The 16,521-nt window shown below is 37.8% G+C and carries 12 protein-coding genes; 8 read left to right on the forward strand and 4 right to left on the reverse strand.

What is annotated here, in order from left to right; translation table 11 throughout:
- Positions 1 to 528 precede the first annotated feature (528 nt).
- The 4 genes from H5087_RS07800 (at position 529) to H5087_RS07815 (ending at position 6,806) form a co-directional block, all read left to right on the forward strand.
- Entirely contained in the window at positions 529 to 1,569 is a 1,041-nt protein-coding gene (locus H5087_RS07800; protein ID WP_182671655.1) for a Glu/Leu/Phe/Val dehydrogenase, read from the forward strand.
- 136 nt (positions 1,570 to 1,705) lie between these two features.
- A complete protein-coding gene (locus H5087_RS07805; protein WP_182671737.1) occupies positions 1,706 to 2,344 on the forward strand; it encodes a chloramphenicol acetyltransferase in 639 nt (212 codons plus the stop codon).
- 352 nt (positions 2,345 to 2,696) lie between these two features.
- Positions 2,697 to 3,521 (forward strand): M90 family metallopeptidase, encoded by an 825-nt coding sequence (locus H5087_RS07810; protein WP_002961680.1) that lies wholly within the window; start codon positions 2,697 to 2,699, stop codon positions 3,519 to 3,521.
- Positions 3,522 to 3,626: 105 nt separating this feature from the next.
- Positions 3,627 to 6,806, forward strand: a complete 3,180-nt coding sequence (locus tag H5087_RS07815; protein ID WP_182671656.1) for an amidohydrolase family protein — start codon at positions 3,627 to 3,629, stop codon at positions 6,804 to 6,806.
- A 138-nt stretch (positions 6,807 to 6,944) separates the two neighbouring features.
- Here H5087_RS07815 and H5087_RS07820 read toward each other — a convergent pair whose 3' ends face one another.
- Positions 6,945 to 7,286, reverse strand: a complete 342-nt coding sequence (locus H5087_RS07820) for a hypothetical protein (RefSeq protein ID WP_002961684.1) — start codon at positions 7,284 to 7,286, stop codon at positions 6,945 to 6,947.
- A gap of 150 nt (positions 7,287 to 7,436) precedes the next feature.
- Here H5087_RS07820 and H5087_RS07825 point away from each other — a divergent pair, with 150 nt between their 5' ends.
- The gene (locus tag H5087_RS07825; RefSeq protein ID WP_182671657.1) at positions 7,437 to 8,189 is read left to right on the forward strand and encodes a Nif3-like dinuclear metal center hexameric protein; all 753 of its coding nucleotides are present in this window, start codon (positions 7,437 to 7,439) and stop codon (positions 8,187 to 8,189) included.
- A gap of 14 nt (positions 8,190 to 8,203) precedes the next feature.
- On the opposite strand, the gene H5087_RS07830 is transcribed toward H5087_RS07825, so the two are convergent.
- The 3 genes from H5087_RS07830 to H5087_RS07840 all read right to left on the reverse strand — a co-directional run bounded on the left by H5087_RS07830 (position 8,204) and on the right by H5087_RS07840 (position 12,690).
- Positions 8,204 to 8,968, reverse strand: a complete 765-nt coding sequence (locus tag H5087_RS07830) for a YdcF family protein (RefSeq protein WP_182671658.1) — start codon at positions 8,966 to 8,968, stop codon at positions 8,204 to 8,206.
- 54 nt (positions 8,969 to 9,022) lie between these two features.
- The gene (locus H5087_RS07835; protein ID WP_002961689.1) at positions 9,023 to 9,910 is read right to left on the reverse strand and encodes a LysR family transcriptional regulator; all 888 of its coding nucleotides are present in this window, start codon (positions 9,908 to 9,910) and stop codon (positions 9,023 to 9,025) included.
- 410 nt (positions 9,911 to 10,320) lie between these two features.
- Entirely contained in the window at positions 10,321 to 12,690 is a 2,370-nt protein-coding gene (locus tag H5087_RS07840) for an EAL domain-containing protein (protein WP_182671659.1), read from the reverse strand.
- A 291-nt stretch (positions 12,691 to 12,981) separates the two neighbouring features.
- Here H5087_RS07840 and pyrC point away from each other — a divergent pair, with 291 nt between their 5' ends.
- The 3 genes from pyrC to H5087_RS07855 all read left to right on the forward strand — a co-directional run bounded on the left by pyrC (position 12,982) and on the right by H5087_RS07855 (position 16,516).
- The gene (gene pyrC / locus H5087_RS07845; protein WP_024595527.1) at positions 12,982 to 14,034 is read left to right on the forward strand and encodes a dihydroorotase; all 1,053 of its coding nucleotides are present in this window, start codon (positions 12,982 to 12,984) and stop codon (positions 14,032 to 14,034) included.
- Positions 14,035 to 14,472: 438 nt separating this feature from the next.
- The gene (locus tag H5087_RS07850; protein ID WP_002961702.1) at positions 14,473 to 14,676 is read left to right on the forward strand and encodes a cold-shock protein; all 204 of its coding nucleotides are present in this window, start codon (positions 14,473 to 14,475) and stop codon (positions 14,674 to 14,676) included.
- A 1,069-nt stretch (positions 14,677 to 15,745) separates the two neighbouring features.
- On the forward strand, positions 15,746 to 16,516 hold the full coding sequence (locus H5087_RS07855) for a DUF3450 domain-containing protein (protein ID WP_024590812.1): 771 nt from the start codon (positions 15,746 to 15,748) through the stop codon (positions 16,514 to 16,516).
- The last annotated feature ends 5 nt before the right edge of the window (positions 16,517 to 16,521 follow it).

Below are 16,521 nucleotides of genomic sequence, written 5' to 3' on the forward strand. Positions count from 1 at the left end.
CACTGCTCTTATTTAAGCTTCCAGCTAGACGAGAGGATAGAAGATATCCCCGATGGGTTAAGCCAAAACCATCTAAGTATCCTCATAAAAAGAAAGATGCCAGTCAGCTTAACTGACTGGCATTAAGCCTAGTGCTCGCTTTTTTGTTTTTTTAATAGAGTTATTAGCAAGTTTACAGCTCTGACCAGTTTGCGAAAAAGCTTACTTTTTACTGGAAACCTATAGGCAGCGGTACGTAGCGGCCAGGTAGCACTTGTATATTAAACTTTACATGCAATCGCTGTATTACGTGTACGTAAACGTAAGTTAGTGAGATTCTTATATTCATAGTATTTAAAACTTACAAATGATGGTTTTGTGAATTTTTTATCTATATAAAAGTTTTAATTAGGTTATTTAATTCAAGCTTAATGTTTTCATTGGTTTTATCATCTGTGAGTATAGCGAACACGTATATGAAGTGATAAAGTCTCGGCAATTTCCAGCGCGCATACCCTCTCACGGGTTAACTATTTCGGAGTATTTTAAGTGGCTGTGTTTAATCGAGTTGAATTTGATAACCATGAACAAGTGGTTTTTTGTTCTGATGAAGAGTCGGGTTTAAAAGCAATTATTGCTGTGCATAATACCAACCTAGGTCCTGCAGTTGGCGGATGTAGAATGTGGGATTATGCGAACGACGAAGATGCTGTTTATGACGTGCTACGTTTATCAAAGGGCATGACTTATAAAAATGCAGTGGCGCGCTTACCGTTTGGTGGCGGTAAATCTGTAATTATAGGTAATGCGAAAGAAATTAAATCTGAGCAATTATTCCGTGCATTTGGTCGTCAATTAGAGCGATTAAATGGCAGCTATTACTCAGCAGAAGATGTAAACATCACATGTGCTGATGTAGCTATTATGAATAAAGAGACTAATTACGTACTGGGCCTTGAAGGTAAAAGCGGTAACCCATCGCCATTTACAGCATACGGTACGTTTTTAGGAATTAAAGCAGCGCTAAAGCATCAACGTGGCCATCAAAATTTTGCAGGCGTAAAAGTGGCTGTTCAAGGTTTAGGTGCTGTTGCTTATGGTTTATGTAAACATTTACATGATGCGGGCGCTGAGTTGTTTGTAACTGACATTAACCAAGCTGCCATTGACCGTGTAGTAAGTGATTTTGGCGCAACTGCGGTTGGCATTGATGACATTTACGACTTAGATGTTGATGTTTATGCACCGTGTGCACTAGGCGCAACTATTAACGATTTAACTATACCGCGTTTAAAAGCGACTATTATTGCAGGCTGTGCTAATAATCAGCTGGCAGAATCTCGCCATGGTGAAGTTATTCGTGAAAAAGGCATTTTATATGCACCAGATTACGTAATTAACGCCGGTGGTATTATTAATGTTTATTACGAAACAGCGCCAGATGGTTACAGTGCAGCAGCGTCTAATAAACATGTTGAAGGTATTTTTAATACGTTAACTGAAATCTTTGCCCGTAGCGAAAAAGAGCAAAAATCAACGCATTTAATTGCTGACGAATTAGCGCAAGAGATCATTAAAAACGGTCTGTGATCTAAGTTCTAATTTATATAAGGGTGTGCAATTGCACACCTTTTGTTTATCTGTAAGTTAATGCAATTATTACTGAACAGCGGTACACTTTATTTTTAATTTTGTGCGGCAAATTATGACTCCCTCAACTTCTCTCATGCAGCCTATCGATTTAGATAATTGGCCTAGAAAGCAACACTTTGAATTATTTAAACACTTTTCTCAGCCTTATTTTAATGTGTGTGTGCGTTTAGATGCTCAAGCACTTTACGACTATTGCAAAACCAATCAATTTTCTTTTTTTCAAGCATATGTATATTGCACCTTAAAAGCGTGCCATGAGTACGATTCAATAATGCTACGTATAATAGATAGTAGGCCATGGTTACTTAATAGTGTTCGCGCAAGTGTGGTTGAGTTGTCTGAAAACGATACGTTTGTTTTTAGTTATTTTAATAGCGCAAGCGATTTTAAAGAGTTTGCAAATCAGGCAAGTGACGTAAGCAAAAAAGCGAAACAACAGCCGTTATTTTCTGATGCATTTGCCCAAACAGAAGGGCAGGCCGACTTAATTCATATATCTGTTTTACCGTGGCTGAATTTTAGTGCGTTTTCGCATGCATTTAGTGAAGGGGAGAGTTTAGGCATTCCTAAATTTGTATTTGGTCAGTTTGATAAACACACAGGTACAATACCTTTAGCTATCGATGTACACCACTCATTAATGGATGGTTTGCACGTAGCGAAATTTATAAACACATTGCAGGGTACATTTGACTCCTTTTGCAAAGGTTAACTTTAAACACGTCATTTAACGGCAGTGCAAGCAGTAATTAACCTGAACTCTGGATAATAAATCTATCTCAGCAGCTATTTTTAGCGCTAACTGCGTTGAATTTACTTGCAATAGGCCCGCTATTGACGCGTAAATTCGCCTTGTTTTCACTAAAAATCTCTGGCTAGAGAAAATAAATTTAAATATCACCATGATCCAATACATTAGTAAATCTCTTAACCAAAGTTCAGGTTAAGTAATCTATAAGCAATGCGATGTGAATTACTTTATATTCAAATACATAACCTTATATGCTTGAAAAGCACGTGTGCTGGACATATTTATATACCATACCTTAGCTCAGGAAATCCCCATGATAAATGGACTGTTAATTGTTGTTTTAATTCTTTTTGTGGTGATTTTCTGGCGTTGGCCATCAATTCAAAACCGATTATGGCGCAGTAAATATAAAGACTTTGCTTTAAATTCACAGCAAAAAGATATTTTACTGCGTTGCATGCCCATCTATAAAAAAATGACCGACGCTGACAGAGAAAAGTTAGAGCGACATATTACGTGGTTTTTAAACGAAAAACGCTTTGTCGGTTGTGATGGCTTAAGGCTAACGTCTGCAATGAAGTTAATTGTAGCCGCCGATGCGTGTGTATTAGTGCTTAATAAACCGTGGCCGTTATATAGAAATGTAAAAGAAATTTTATTATACCCAAGTGCTTATTATGCTCCGCAATCAACTCGCGATAGTGCAGGACTTGTGAGTTACCATAATACGGTAAGACTAGGCGAGTCATGGCCTGGCGGCACGCTTGTACTCAGTTGGCATGATGTGCTTGAGGGTAACCGCTTGCCAAGTGATGGACATAATTTAGTTTTTCATGAGTTTGCTCATCAACTCGATCAAGAAACAGGTAAAACAACGGGCACACCCATTTTAAAAAGCTCAGCAGATTACAAAGAGTGGGGCCGAGTATTTAGCCGTGCTTTCACCCAGTTAAAAAGTCACGTTGCTTATAGCATGCCGCATGTTATTCACAGCTATGGTGCGACTAACGAAGCTGAGTTTTTTGCTGTACTCACCGAAACCTTCCTCGAAAAACCCGCAGAGCTTCGCCGATACGATCCTGAAATTTACAGTATGTTAGTTAATTACTATCAATTTGACCCTATTGTTTGGCATTAAACCTACATAAACCGCGCTTTATCATATAACGCTGGCAAGTTGCGTTTGTATTTGTTGCAATCATGTGAAATAGTTTTTACTGCAACAATAACAAGCGAGAAACGCATGAAAAAAATGCTTCATACAGTATTAGCATTGTCGGTGTCATTAGCGATAGGGCAGGTAAATGCCGCTGAAAAAGACGAACAAAAATGGCAAGTAGATTCACCTAAGGGGCAATTTGTTGACGCTGCAATTAGCGTTGAGCAGGGCACATGGATGAATATAGATATTAGCCCTGATGGTAAAACTGTGGTGTTTGACTTACTTGGCGATATTTACACTATGCCAATGAGTGGTGGTACAGCTACAAAGCTCACCTCTGATATTGCATGGCAAATGCAACCACGCTTTAGTCCTAACGGCAAAAGTATTGCGTTTACCTCCGACCAAGGTGGCGGCGATAACATTTGGATAATGGACTTAAATGGCGAAAATCAACACGCTGTTACCGATGAAACCTTTAGGTTATTAAATAGTCCTGCATGGAGTCCTGATGGCGACTACTTAGTTGCGCGTAAACACTTTACAGCTAGCCGCTCATTGGGAGCAGGTGAAGTGTGGTTGTATCACAAAGCGGGTGGCAAGGGCGTACAGCTTACAAAACGCGAGAACGATCAAAAAGATTTAGGTGAGCCAATGTTTTCACCTGATGGTCGTTATGTATACTTTTCGCATGATGCAACACCCGGTAAAACCTTTCATTATTCAAAGGATTCTGTAGCGGGCATTTATAAAATTAAGCGCTACGACCGTGAAACGGGTGAAATTGAAACCATAATCGATACGATGGGCGGTGCTATTAGGCCTACACCGTCACCTGATGGAAAAAAACTGGCGTATATAAAGCGTGATGATTTTCAAACTAGTCTTTATTTATATGACTTAACCAGCGGTGAGCACACTAAGCTTTACGATAAGCTTGAGCGAGATATGCAAGAAACATGGGCTATTCATGGTGTATACCCAACTATTGCATGGACACCCGATAATGAAGAACTGGTATTTTGGGCTGGTGGCACAATTCACAAGCTAGATGTTGCAGACAAATCTGTAAAAACCATTCCTTTTAAAGTGCAAACAAGTAAAAAAATTCAAAAAGCGGTGCGCTTTACACAAAACTTAGATACTGATGAGTTTGATGTAAAAATGCTGCGTAATGTGCAAGTAAGCCCAGATGGCGAAACGGCAATTTTTGAAGCGCTTGGACATATTTATAAACGTGATTTAGAGTCGGGTAAAATTAAGCGTTTAACAAAGCAAACTGATCATTACGAATTATTTCCACAGTACTCTCGCGATGGTAAAAAAATAGTTTACACCACATGGGATGATAACGAACAAGGGTCTGTAAGAGTGGTTTCTGCGCGCAGTGGTCGTGGCGATACAATTACTAAAGAGCCCGGGAAATATGTAGAGCCAACGTTTAGCCCAGATGGTAAAACGGTTGTTTATCGAAAAGCTACTGGTGGCAGTATTTTAAACCCTAAATGGTCACTTAACCCTGGTATATATAGCGTAAGCGCAAAAGGCGGTAAAAGTGAGCTTATTTCAAAAAGTGGTTATCAACCACAATTTGGAGATGCAAACGATCGCGTTTTTATAATGAGTCCTTGGCCAAAGCCAACGCTTAGCGTAGTTGAGCTTGAAAGTAAAAAAGTTCGCAAACTGTACGAATCAGAGCATGCTACTGAATTTAGAGTATCACCAGATGGGCAATACCTCGCTTTTGCTGAGCGATTTAAAGTATTTGTAACGCCGTTTGTTCAAAGTGGTAAAACAATTAATATTGGGCCTAAAGACAGTCAATTCCCAATAGAGCAGTTATCGGTACGTGCTGGTGAAAACATTAGCTGGAGTGCTAAGAGCAACAAACTTTATTGGACATTAGGGCCTGAGCTTTATCATGCAAGCCTTGAAGGGATGTTTGCCATTAACAAAGCCGAAGATGCCGACTTTAAAGTGAAAAGTGGCGATAATATCGGTTTCAGTAAAAAAATGGCTGAGCCTAAAGGCATGATTGCGCTCGCTGGTGCAAAAATTATAACTATGGATGGCGAAAAGGTTATTGAAAATGGTGTAATTATCACTGATGGCAAGCATATTAAAGCAATTGGTACAGCCAGCGAGATAAGCATCCCTAAAGATGCTGAGGTTATTGATGTAACAGGCAAAACAATTATGCCTGGTATTGTTGATGCTCATGCACATGGCTCGCAAGCAAGCGGTGAAATTATACCGGAGCAAAATTGGAAAAACTTCGCAGGTTTAGCGCTGGGTGTAACTACAATTCACGATCCATCAAACGATACCTCTGAAATATTTACCGCAAGCGAAATGCAAAAGGCAGGCATGATTGTTGGCCCGCGTATTTTCTCAACGGGTACTATTTTATATGGCGCAAATATGCCAGGTTATACGTCGCATATTGACTCGTTAGACGATGCTAAATTTCATTTAGAGCGCCTTAAAAAAGTAGGTGCATTTAGTGTTAAGTCTTATAACCAGCCACGCCGCGAGCAGCGCCAACAAGTTATTGAAGCAGGCCGTGAACTTGAAATGATGGTTGTCCCTGAAGGCGGCTCATTATTACAACATAACTTAAGCATGATTGTAGATGGACACACAGGTATTGAGCATTCAATCCCTGTAGAGAATATATATGACGATATAAAGCAGTTATGGTCGCAAAGTGATGTTGGTTATACACCAACACTTGTAGTGGCTTATGGTGGCATTTGGGGTGAGAACTACTGGTACGATAAAACTGATGTGTGGAATCATCCACGTTTAAGTAAATTTGTGCCAAAAAATCAATTATTACCACGCTCTATGCGCCGCATTAAAGCGCCCGATCATCACTATAATCACTTTAATAACGCACGCGTTGCTGCTGAGCTGCAAGACCTAGGTGTATTAGTTAACTTAGGTGCGCACGGTCAGCGTGAAGGCTTAGGTGCACACTGGGAGATGTGGATGTTCGCACAAGGCGGAATGACACCGCTTGAGGCAATACGTGCATCAACACTCGATCCGGCTAAGTATTTAGGACTTGATAAAAACGTAGGCTCGCTTGAAGTGGGCAAACTGGCTGATTTAATGGTTATAGATGGCGATCCGCTTAAAAATATTCGAGATTCGGATAAAGTAGATTACACCATGATCAATGGTCGACTATTCAATGCAGAGACAATGAATGAAGTGGGTAAAAAAGAACGCGAACCACTTTATTTTGAAGAACTGTAATTTACTTTAAACTTCTTAAAGCGGCTACATAGCCGCTTTTTTTAGCCTTACACAACTTATAAAGCTTTATGTTTTTGGTAAATAACGGATATAAAAAAACCGCTTAACGCGGTTTCTTTTAAAAATCATAAATGTTGATTAAACAACACCGCGCGGTAAGCGACAGTCATGATCTTTACGAGCTAAAATTACAATCCAAAGTTCTTCCGCTGTGTAACCTTCTTCATTTTCGGTAACAACAGTGAATGGCGCTTTTTTCTGTGCTTTAACAGGAGCAGCTGCTTTTGGTTTTTTCGTTTTAGTTGTTTTACCAGAGTTTAATTTTTTAGTAAGCTCTGCTACGTCAGCTAGGCGTAAATTTTTACCGCCATCAATGCTGTACCAACCAGGTTTGGTTGTGATTTCAGGTTTTTTACCATTGGCAGTTTCGTACGCTGCTTCAAAGGCAGATAACACTTCTGTTTTGTCTAGTTTGCTCATCAGAGACCCTATACGTTGTGAACACAGATAAAGAAGAGGTATTTATACCTATTTTAAAACAGTTTTTCAATTTTTTGCGATTTTCCTTCCATTTTAGGCCTATAAACGCCAAAATTTGCACAAAATTCAGTGCTAAGTAAGGTAAGTTGTATGCAACGTAGAGAATTTAACCAACTCCTAAATGACATTTTGAAACCTCATTTAATAAAAGATTTTTGCCCAAATGGCTTACAGGTCGAAGGTAAAAACGAAATTAAAAAAATTGTGACGGGTGTAACCGCAAGTCAAGCTTTAATAGAAGCTGCCATTGAGCAACAAGCAGATGCTATTTTGGTTCATCATGGTTTTTTTTGGAAAGGGGAATCTCAACCAATAACGGGTATGAAAAAGCGTCGCATAGGCGCACTACTAGCAAACGATATTAATTTATTCGGCTATCACTTACCACTCGATATTCATCCAGCAGTTGGCAATAACGCACAACTTGCAAAGTTATTAGATATTGAAATTGAAACAGGGCTAGAGCCAACTTCAAATAGCGTAGCAATGAAAGGGCGTTTAAAAACACCATTAAGTAGTGAAGATTTTGCAGATAAAATTGCAAAAGTGCTTAATCGAACCCCGCTCACAAGCTTAGTACGCTCAGCTAAAATAGAAACCATTGCACTGTGTACTGGTGGTGGGCAAGGATATATTGACTTAGCAGCAGAGCAAGGCATTGATGCTTATTTAACGGGTGAAGCATCGGAGCAGACAATTCATAGTTCTCGTGAGCAAAACATTGATTTTTTTGCAGCCGGGCATCATGCAACAGAACGCTATGGTGTAAAAGCACTAGGTGAGTTACTTGCTCAAGAGCATGGTTTTGATGTGACATTTATAGACATAGATAACCCAGTTTAATTAGGCTATATAAGTTACAGCGCCTCTGGATCTATCCAGCGGCGCAAACTTATCCATATATTTCCTACTACTTCGTGACTGTATTGCGTAACCACAAGTAAGGCATGAGCATTGGGAATAAACTGCTTGCTCCATGGAAGTGCAGCAAAATTATGATAATCAGTGGCTGCGGTTATGACTTCAATACCTTGAGCATTAAATAAGTCTTTGGCACGGGGCATGTGCAGTACAGATGTTACTAGTGCAACTTTAAAGTCGACTAATTTTGATGCCAGTAATTTAGCTTCTTCACCTGTGTCCATTGCTTTTGGATTTTGGAAAATACGGCTCTTATTAACGCCTAAACTAATTGCCGTTTGATACATAAGCCCGCTATTAGTGGTATTTTTATAACCCCCGCCTGAAACTATAAGCTCTGCGTTAGAGTAGTGCTTTGCCAGTTTTACACCTTCTACCAAGCGCGTTAGCGCACAATTACCTAATTGATTATTAGCACTGAGTGCAGGATTTGGGTTTATATCGCAACCTAGTACAACTATTTTGTCTATTTTTGGATGCTTTAGAGTATTAAATGCAAGCGACGCAGGTTCATTATTTTGGATAATTAAATTGGCGATAAAGGGTGTGCTCAATGCAAGTAATACAATTAAACTTAAAGTAGACAAAAAGAGAGCTGATTTGCGGCCTTTAAATGCCAGTAGGAGCATCAGACACGCAAATAAACCAAATAGAGGCAGTGGCATAAGTAAACCACCAATCATTTTTTTAATAACAAACATAAGAGTTAAACGCTGTAGAGTTAATTACAGCGATATTACTTATTATATTGATGATTATCGACCGTTATTTAGCTTACAGGTATTTAAAAAGTGACGATAAACAGGGTTATCTTTCATGTCTTTTTTCATCGCTAAATACATAGGGCGAGTAAGACCAAGAGCGCCTAAAGGAATTGATTTAATTAAGCCTTGGCTTTCATAAGGTGTAACTAGCCAATCGGGCAAAGCAGCAACGCCCATTCCAGCACTTACTAGTTGAAAAATAAGTAGCCCTTGGTCAACCGTTTTTAGTGTACCGTCAAAACGAGCATTTTGAATGAAATGCTTAAATATATCTTGGCGTTCACGCGGGATAGGGTATGAAATAATAGTTTCGTTTTTTAAATCAAGCGCTGTTACATACGCTTTTTTAGCAAGTTCATGATCCGGCGCCACAATAAGCTTCAATTTAAAATCAAATAAGTGCGCGTATTCTAATGTGTCGGGTTCGCGTATGTCAGACGTTAAAACTAAATCGAGCTCATCGCTTAGTAAGTCAGGAATAGCGTCGTAACTAAAGCCACGTTCATAATCAATTTTTATATCAGGCCAAAAGTTATTAAATTCTTTAATAGTAGGTAATAACCAATGAAAACATGCATGGCATTCCACGCTCAAACGTAGTTGAGAAATAGGCTGGTTTAAGCTTTCTTTTAAACGACATTTAGTCGCTTCCATTTTTGGCAATATTTCGTGAGCTAATTCAAGTAATAGCATTCCTTGAGGGGTAAAGCGGACTGGTTGAGTTTTACGCTCAAATAATTGGCAATCCAATTTATTCTCTAAATCTTTGATTTGATGAGATAAAGCAGACTGTGTCAAAAATAACTCTCGTGCTGTATTAACCAAAGATCCTGTTTCTTTTAGGGTTGCTATGGTTTTTAAATGTTTAATACCAATCATCTTTAAAAATTCTCATGGGAAAAGTGAGTTCAGCTCAGATTAATTACATACTACGCCTATATAAAAAACGTTTCAACGTCTAGATGGCTAAAGTTATGCGTTTTATTGCAGTTTATCGCTATGAATCGTGAAAATATTAGAGTTAGTAATGATAAAAGTCATTTGAAAACTGGTTTGATGAGTTTTAGATGAGTTTGCTTCATGTTGTATTTTAAATATAACGATTGCTGTGCGTTTTAGCTCAGCGTGAGTTTTAACCATGCTGATAACGGTATGAGGTGAGGTTTGTTGAATGCTTACTTTAGATTGTGCTTTAAAAAATAGAGTCGTTTTGCCTTATAGCTTAAGTTTAGCTCAATGGGAGAGTATATGCGTAATACCTAAGCCAGCGACCTACTCGCTGGCTCTTTTTATAAGGGTTTATTAATTAGTAATATGGCTTCTTTGGCAGTAACAGGTTTTGATTTTAAAAAGCCTTGGCCATAGTCGCACGCGGTGGATTGCAAAATAGTTAATTGCTCAACTGTTTCTATTCCTTCAGCTACAACCTCAAGTTTTAATGATTGCGCAAGTGATAAAATGGCTTCAACAAGTGGGTTAGTAGAATCCTGTAGATGGTCAATAAAGCTTTTATCTATTTTTAAAATATGAATAGGCAGTTGGTGCAAGTAGCCTAGTGCTGAATAGCCTGTTCCAAAATCATCAAGACATAATTTTACTTTTAAAGGTGAGAGACCTTCAATTATTTGAGTGGCGAGTTCTAGATTTTCTATTAAGCCAGATTCGGTAATTTCTAAGCATAAAGAACCTAGAGGTAATTGGTACTTATTATAAATGGAATGTATTTGCGCTACAAAATCGAGGCTTGCAAAGTGTCGTGACGATACGTTAACGGTGACTTTTAAAAAGCGATGGCCTTGTTGGTGCCAATTTGAAATATGCTGGGCCGCCAATTCAAGTAAATGTAAATCAAGATTTATAATTTGCCCTGTAGTTTCAGCTATCGGTATAAAGTCATTAGGGGGTACAAACCCTTTTGTAGGGTGGTGCCAACGAACAAGTGCTTCAAAGCCGATAACTTCACTGGTATTAATTGTGAAAATTGGCTGAAAATAGAGTTCAAACTCGTTGTGTTCAATACCGTGTTGTAAGTCGTTTTCTATATCGGCATGGGTTTTAAGTTTTTTACGCATCGTGTTATTAAAAAACTTTACCTGACCACGTCCGGTTGACTTAGCTTCATACATAGCGGCATCGGCTTGTTGCAGTAATATATAAGCTTTGTCGTTTACGTTATCTGTATAGGCAACCCCAATACTCGTTGATGCTTGGAGTAAGTGGTTATCTATATTTAAAGGTTTTGATAATGCGTTTTTAATGCGGTTTAAAGCTTCATTAACTTGGTTTTTATGCGTGATGTTTTCCATAAAAATTGCAAATTCATCGCCACCTAAACGTGCAAATGTATCCGTGCTTCGTACTGTACCTTTGATCAAGTCGCATATTTTTATAAGGAAGTGGTCCCCAACTTCATGCCCGAGCGAATCATTAATACTTTTAAAACGGTCAAAGTCTAGATACAACAGGGCATGGCTAGTACTCTTTTTAGCACGCGTTAAACGTAAAATAGCATGTTTTATACGTTCAATAAGTAGTGAGCGGTTAGCAAGGCCTGTAAGCTCGTCATGTAATGCTTTGTGCTCAAGTTCTTGGCGGGCTAATTGCCTATCAATTGCCATACTTATTTGACGACTTACATACGTTAGAAGAGCACTATCGTGTTCGTTGTAATGCAGTGTTTTATCGTAGCTTTGTACAACGATAACCCCGCTTATACGATCACTTGTTTTAAATGGAACACCCAACCAAGACTCTGATTGTCTGCCTACCATTTTAAAATCACCGTTATCTATATGACTTTGAAAGGCATCTTTGTTAAGTAATAGGGTTTGCTCTGTTTTTAGAAGGTAATATGAAGCGGTATCTTTAAGTTGTTCTTTAGATATTTTTTGATGAGTTTTAGTGTTTATGCCTTCTTCGACTATGTAAACGAGGTCAAGTATATCTACTTTTTTGTCGTATAGAGCGATAAAAAAGTTATCGGCTCGAAGTAAGTTATTTATGATTGAATGCAAGGCTTTAAAAAATGTATCTAGGTCATTCGCTTTGTAAGTTAGGTTAGCTATTTGTAATAAGCTGTTTTCTAATTTTTGTGCATTGTTGAGTTGCTCAACTGTTTTTTGTAAGTTGTTTACTGTATTAACCTGGTTAATCTTGGCACTGAGTAAGTGGGCAACTGTTGTAAGAATTTCAAGGTGTGCGTTTGTAAAGTAGCCTTTAATAGGGTGCTCACAATCAATAACACCTAAAACTTGTTCTTTATATATAAGAGGGACGCATAGTTCTGATTGGGCAGGGCGTTCATCAGCGATATAACGGCTGTCTTTCGTTACATCGTTAATAATTACCGCTTTTCCGGTCGTTGCAACTGCGCCCGTTATACCTTCACTAAAACGTATTATTTTACGTTCCGCTTGATATTTGTTCCGCGCGTGTGCAATACCCATTGATGCAACTTGGTTTAATGTATTTGCATTATTGTCAGCTAGATATATGACACAATCAACAAACCCTAAGCGATTTACAACGTGCGTTGTAACATACTCAAATAGCTCGTCTAGTGTGTCTAGTTGCAATAGGCTAGATGAAAATTGATTAATGATACTTAGTTGATCAGTTTTTATCTCAAGCGCTCTAGTAGCATCGGTTTTATAAGACATAGGCAATTTATATTGTTCTTTTTATTTTTAAATTCGCAGTTAAGTTAACCTAATCTTGGGTTTTTGTACAAATTAAAGCGATGAGTGGTTTCATACACTGTAAAGTTTTAATATAGCGAGTTTTAATTAATCATAAATCATTACAATAAGCTAATAACATTGAATTTGCTCATTGTGCTTTAAATAGTACCTCAGTAATTTTATCCATATAAAAACTTTATTTTTAATAAAATCTTTACTCGAAAACATCATATGCCTATGATCGGATAAATTCAGCCGTGGAACAAAGTAATGACAAGTAATAATACAAACTCTGTAACAACCCTTACTATCACTCGCCCTGATGACTGGCATGTACATTTACGTGATGGTGACCAGTTAAAAGACACTGTACGCGATATTAGCAGATATATGGGCCGCGCTATTGTTATGCCAAACCTTGTTCCGCCAGCAACGTGCACAGATACGGCATTGTCGTACAGAGAACGCATTATGTCTGCAAATCCACAAGGCAACTTTGAGCCATTAATGGTTTTGTATCTCACGGATAAAACTACACCAGATGAAATAATAAAAGCTAAAGCGACAGGTAAAATAGTAGCAGCTAAGCTTTACCCTGCTGGCGCTACCACTAATTCTGACTCGGGTGTTACATCAGTAAAAAATATTTATCCAGTTTTAAAAGCAATGCAAGAAGTAGGCATGTTGCTGTTAGTGCATGGGGAAGTGACAGATTCGTCGATTGATATTTTTGACCGTGAAAAAGTATTTCTGGATACAATTTTAGGAGATGTAGTAAATGACTTTCCTGAGCTTAAAATTGTACTCGAGCATATTACGACTAAAGATGCAGTAGAGTTTGTAGTTAATGCACCTAGCAATGTAGCGGCAACAATTACAGCGCATCATTTGCTTTATAACCGCAATCATATGTTAGCGGGTGGAATTCGCCCACATTATTACTGTTTGCCAATTCTCAAGCGTAACATTCACCAGCAAGCATTAATGGCTGCAGCAATAAGTGGAAATAAAAAATTCTTCTTAGGAACTGACTCTGCACCACATTATAAAGATAAAAAAGAAGCAGCTTGTGGGTGTGCTGGTGCATACACGGCTCATGCCGCTATTGAATTATATGCTGAAGCATTTGAGGATGCAGGAGCTTTGGACATGCTTGAAGGGTTTGCAAGCCACTTTGGCCCTGATTTTTACGAATTGCCGCGTAATACAGATACAATTACATTACAAAGAAAGCCGTGGAAAGTACCTGCAAGTTATACATTGGGCGACTCTGAAGTTGTGCCTATAAAGGCTGAAAATACAATGGATTGGTCTGTCGAATAACCAATAATATATTTAAATCTAAAGCCGCTTAATTTTTAATGCGGCTTTTTTGTTTGTGCTTTTGATATTATTGAAGCGTAATTCGACGACAGGGTGGTTGTAGGTGGCTTTTGATCTCGCTTACAGCAATAAATATTACAATAATACTTATAGTTTTTTGCTTGTAAATTAGTCAGTTAAAGGCGATTTAAAACAAATTTATATTTTTAAGAAATAATTCCTAATTAATAGAGCGAAAAAAAATATAATGTGTTAATCTTACCTTGCTTTGAGTTTTTATGTATTGAATTTACGGATATTGTGCTGCGTTTAAGGTTACCGGTTAGGTTATTACTTGTTCCTGTACTGTACCTCCATATTTTTGAGCATTGACTCAGGGAGGATATTGCCATAATAATATGGCTGAATTTTAATTATTGACTTACAGGAAAATTTAGTATGTCGGTTACTGGTAAAGTAAAGTTTTTCAACGAAGCTAAAGGCTTTGGTTTCATTGAACAAGAAAATGGTCCTGACGTGTTTGTACATTTCAGCGCAATCACTGGTTCTGGTTTTCGCACTCTTAGCGAAGGTCAAGCAGTGACATTCAGCATCAAACAAGGTCAAAAAGGCCCTGAAGCTGAGAACGTAGAAGCAGCATAATTTATTATGTGAACTCTAGTTCATCTTGGTGAAGCAGGTTTCTGTTTCACCATAATTTCCCTTACTTAAATCTATTTATTTCATACCTCAAATTCTCCTTTTTTTAAACTTAAAAAACTACTCAAACATTCTATCTTTGCAAAGCTAAACAACTAATAATCTAACGAACAAAACATTCCTCTAATACTTTTAAAAACCATTCATGAGAATTTATTCAATGGGCCTGATACCAGCTTAAATAAAATTGATGCTCAATATCAATCCATGCAAATTCTCTTTCAAGCTTACTCTGTGTGACGAAGGCTACTCATTGATAAGGGCTTCTAGGTGCTTCTATTACTTTATTATGTGAACGTAAAGCTTAATTTATAGTGTATTACTAATAAAGTAGGGTAACTCTTCATGATTAACTTAATTACTGAATTAACCTTAACGTTAAAATAGTATTAAAGAATACTTTAAAGCGGTAAATACAACCTGTTTAATTATCAAAAGCTTTTATGTTGATAAAAGAAATGCATTGTTGAGTTTATTATTACTATTTATGGAAAAACACGTTTTAAAATAGCTTTAAAAGTAACGTATATAAAGCGTGAGTATCCGAAATTAAATATTATCCAGTGTTGTTTTTTTGTGCGACAAATGGTTTGTTTTTTCAGATGAAGTGTAACTGAGGTGATAAAACACGACAAAATCGTGTAAAAAATAACTTTTGTTATATCAATTTATATTTTTTTTAGTTTTTTTTCAGTGCGAATTCAGCTTTAGCTAAATGTTGCAATAATGTTGTTTTATGTCAGTGCAATGCGAATAAATACACCCCTTAAAAGGCTTTAATAGAAATATTAAGAAAAAGCTTCGTTGCAATAATGTTAACTGTTGTCGGCTGGTACTTTCGTTTAAGCATTAACTTAGCTATTTATTTACTGAGATTAGTAAACATCAAGTTGACAGCGCTAATTGCATTTAGCATTATTGGAAGGTTGATATCTATTAAAAGATATCAGGGTTGTTCTCCTCGGAGGATAATTAAATTATAAAAGTAACATTACTTAATTGGTTGGGAACTATGTCTGTTAAAATCAGAAAGAGTCTTGTAGCAACTGCGTTGGTTGGCGCATTTGCATTTGCAAGCAGCAATGTGATTGCAGATCCTTTGAATGACGTGCAAAAAGCAGGTCAACAAATTCAAAAGGCTGCGGTTAAGTCTCAAACTAAAATTGACAATGTATATGGTCAAACTCAGGAGCTAATCGCTGAGTACCGTAGCGTTGTTGATGAGACTGAACTTATGAAAGTGTATAACGATCACGTGTCGCGCTTGGTTGATAGCCAAAACGCTTCAATTGAATCGTTTGATCGTCAAATCGCGACTATTGATAACACTAAACAAAACGTTGTGCCTTTGATGTATCGCATGATCGATACGCTTGAGCAATTCATCAAAGCGGACGTTCCATTTAATCTTGAAACGCGTTTAGGACGTGTAGAAAGACTACGTGAGATCATGGTTTCTGCGTCTGTAACGACGTCTGAAAAATTCCGTCAAGTACTTGAAGCTTACACTATTGAAACAGCATACAGCTCTCTTGTATCTGCTTCACAAGGTACTCTAGAAGTTGATGGTAAAAGCATTAACGTTGATATCGGTCAGTTAGGTCGTATCACTTACGTTGCTCAGTCTTTTGACTTGAAACATGCTTGGGTGTGGGATAACAACACTAAACAGTGGAAAGAATTAGGCGAAGAATACCTAAAACCTGTTAAAGAAGTTATTCGTATGGCGCGTAAGCAAGCGACATTAGAACTTGTTAAACTACCTATCTTTGGCGCGGAGTAATCAAT

The organism is Pseudoalteromonas sp. SR43-7 (genome assembly GCF_014163785.1).
GTDB classification, from domain to species: Bacteria; Pseudomonadota; Gammaproteobacteria; order Enterobacterales; family Alteromonadaceae; genus Pseudoalteromonas; species Pseudoalteromonas distincta.

What these genes read in the sequence shown, in the direction of transcription:
- H5087_RS07805 (WP_182671737.1), top strand. Translation starts at nt 1,706, where the DNA reads ATGCAGCCTATCGATTTAGATAATTGGCCTAGAAAGCAACACTTTGAA.
- H5087_RS07840 (WP_182671659.1), bottom strand. Translation starts at nt 12,690, where the DNA reads ATGTCTTATAAAACCGATGCTACTAGAGCGCTTGAGATAAAAACTGAT.
- H5087_RS07820 (WP_002961684.1), bottom strand. Translation starts at nt 7,286, where the DNA reads ATGAGCAAACTAGACAAAACAGAAGTGTTATCTGCCTTTGAAGCAGCG.
- H5087_RS07825 (WP_182671657.1), top strand. Translation starts at nt 7,437, where the DNA reads ATGCAACGTAGAGAATTTAACCAACTCCTAAATGACATTTTGAAACCT.
- H5087_RS07855 (WP_024590812.1), top strand. Translation starts at nt 15,746, where the DNA reads ATGTCTGTTAAAATCAGAAAGAGTCTTGTAGCAACTGCGTTGGTTGGC.
- H5087_RS07830 (WP_182671658.1), bottom strand. Translation starts at nt 8,968, where the DNA reads ATGTTTGTTATTAAAAAAATGATTGGTGGTTTACTTATGCCACTGCCT.
- H5087_RS07850 (WP_002961702.1), top strand. Translation starts at nt 14,473, where the DNA reads ATGTCGGTTACTGGTAAAGTAAAGTTTTTCAACGAAGCTAAAGGCTTT.
- H5087_RS07815 (WP_182671656.1), top strand. Translation starts at nt 3,627, where the DNA reads ATGAAAAAAATGCTTCATACAGTATTAGCATTGTCGGTGTCATTAGCG.
- H5087_RS07835 (WP_002961689.1), bottom strand. Translation starts at nt 9,910, where the DNA reads ATGATTGGTATTAAACATTTAAAAACCATAGCAACCCTAAAAGAAACA.
- pyrC (WP_024595527.1), top strand. Translation starts at nt 12,982, where the DNA reads ATGACAAGTAATAATACAAACTCTGTAACAACCCTTACTATCACTCGC.
- H5087_RS07810 (WP_002961680.1), top strand. Translation starts at nt 2,697, where the DNA reads ATGATAAATGGACTGTTAATTGTTGTTTTAATTCTTTTTGTGGTGATT.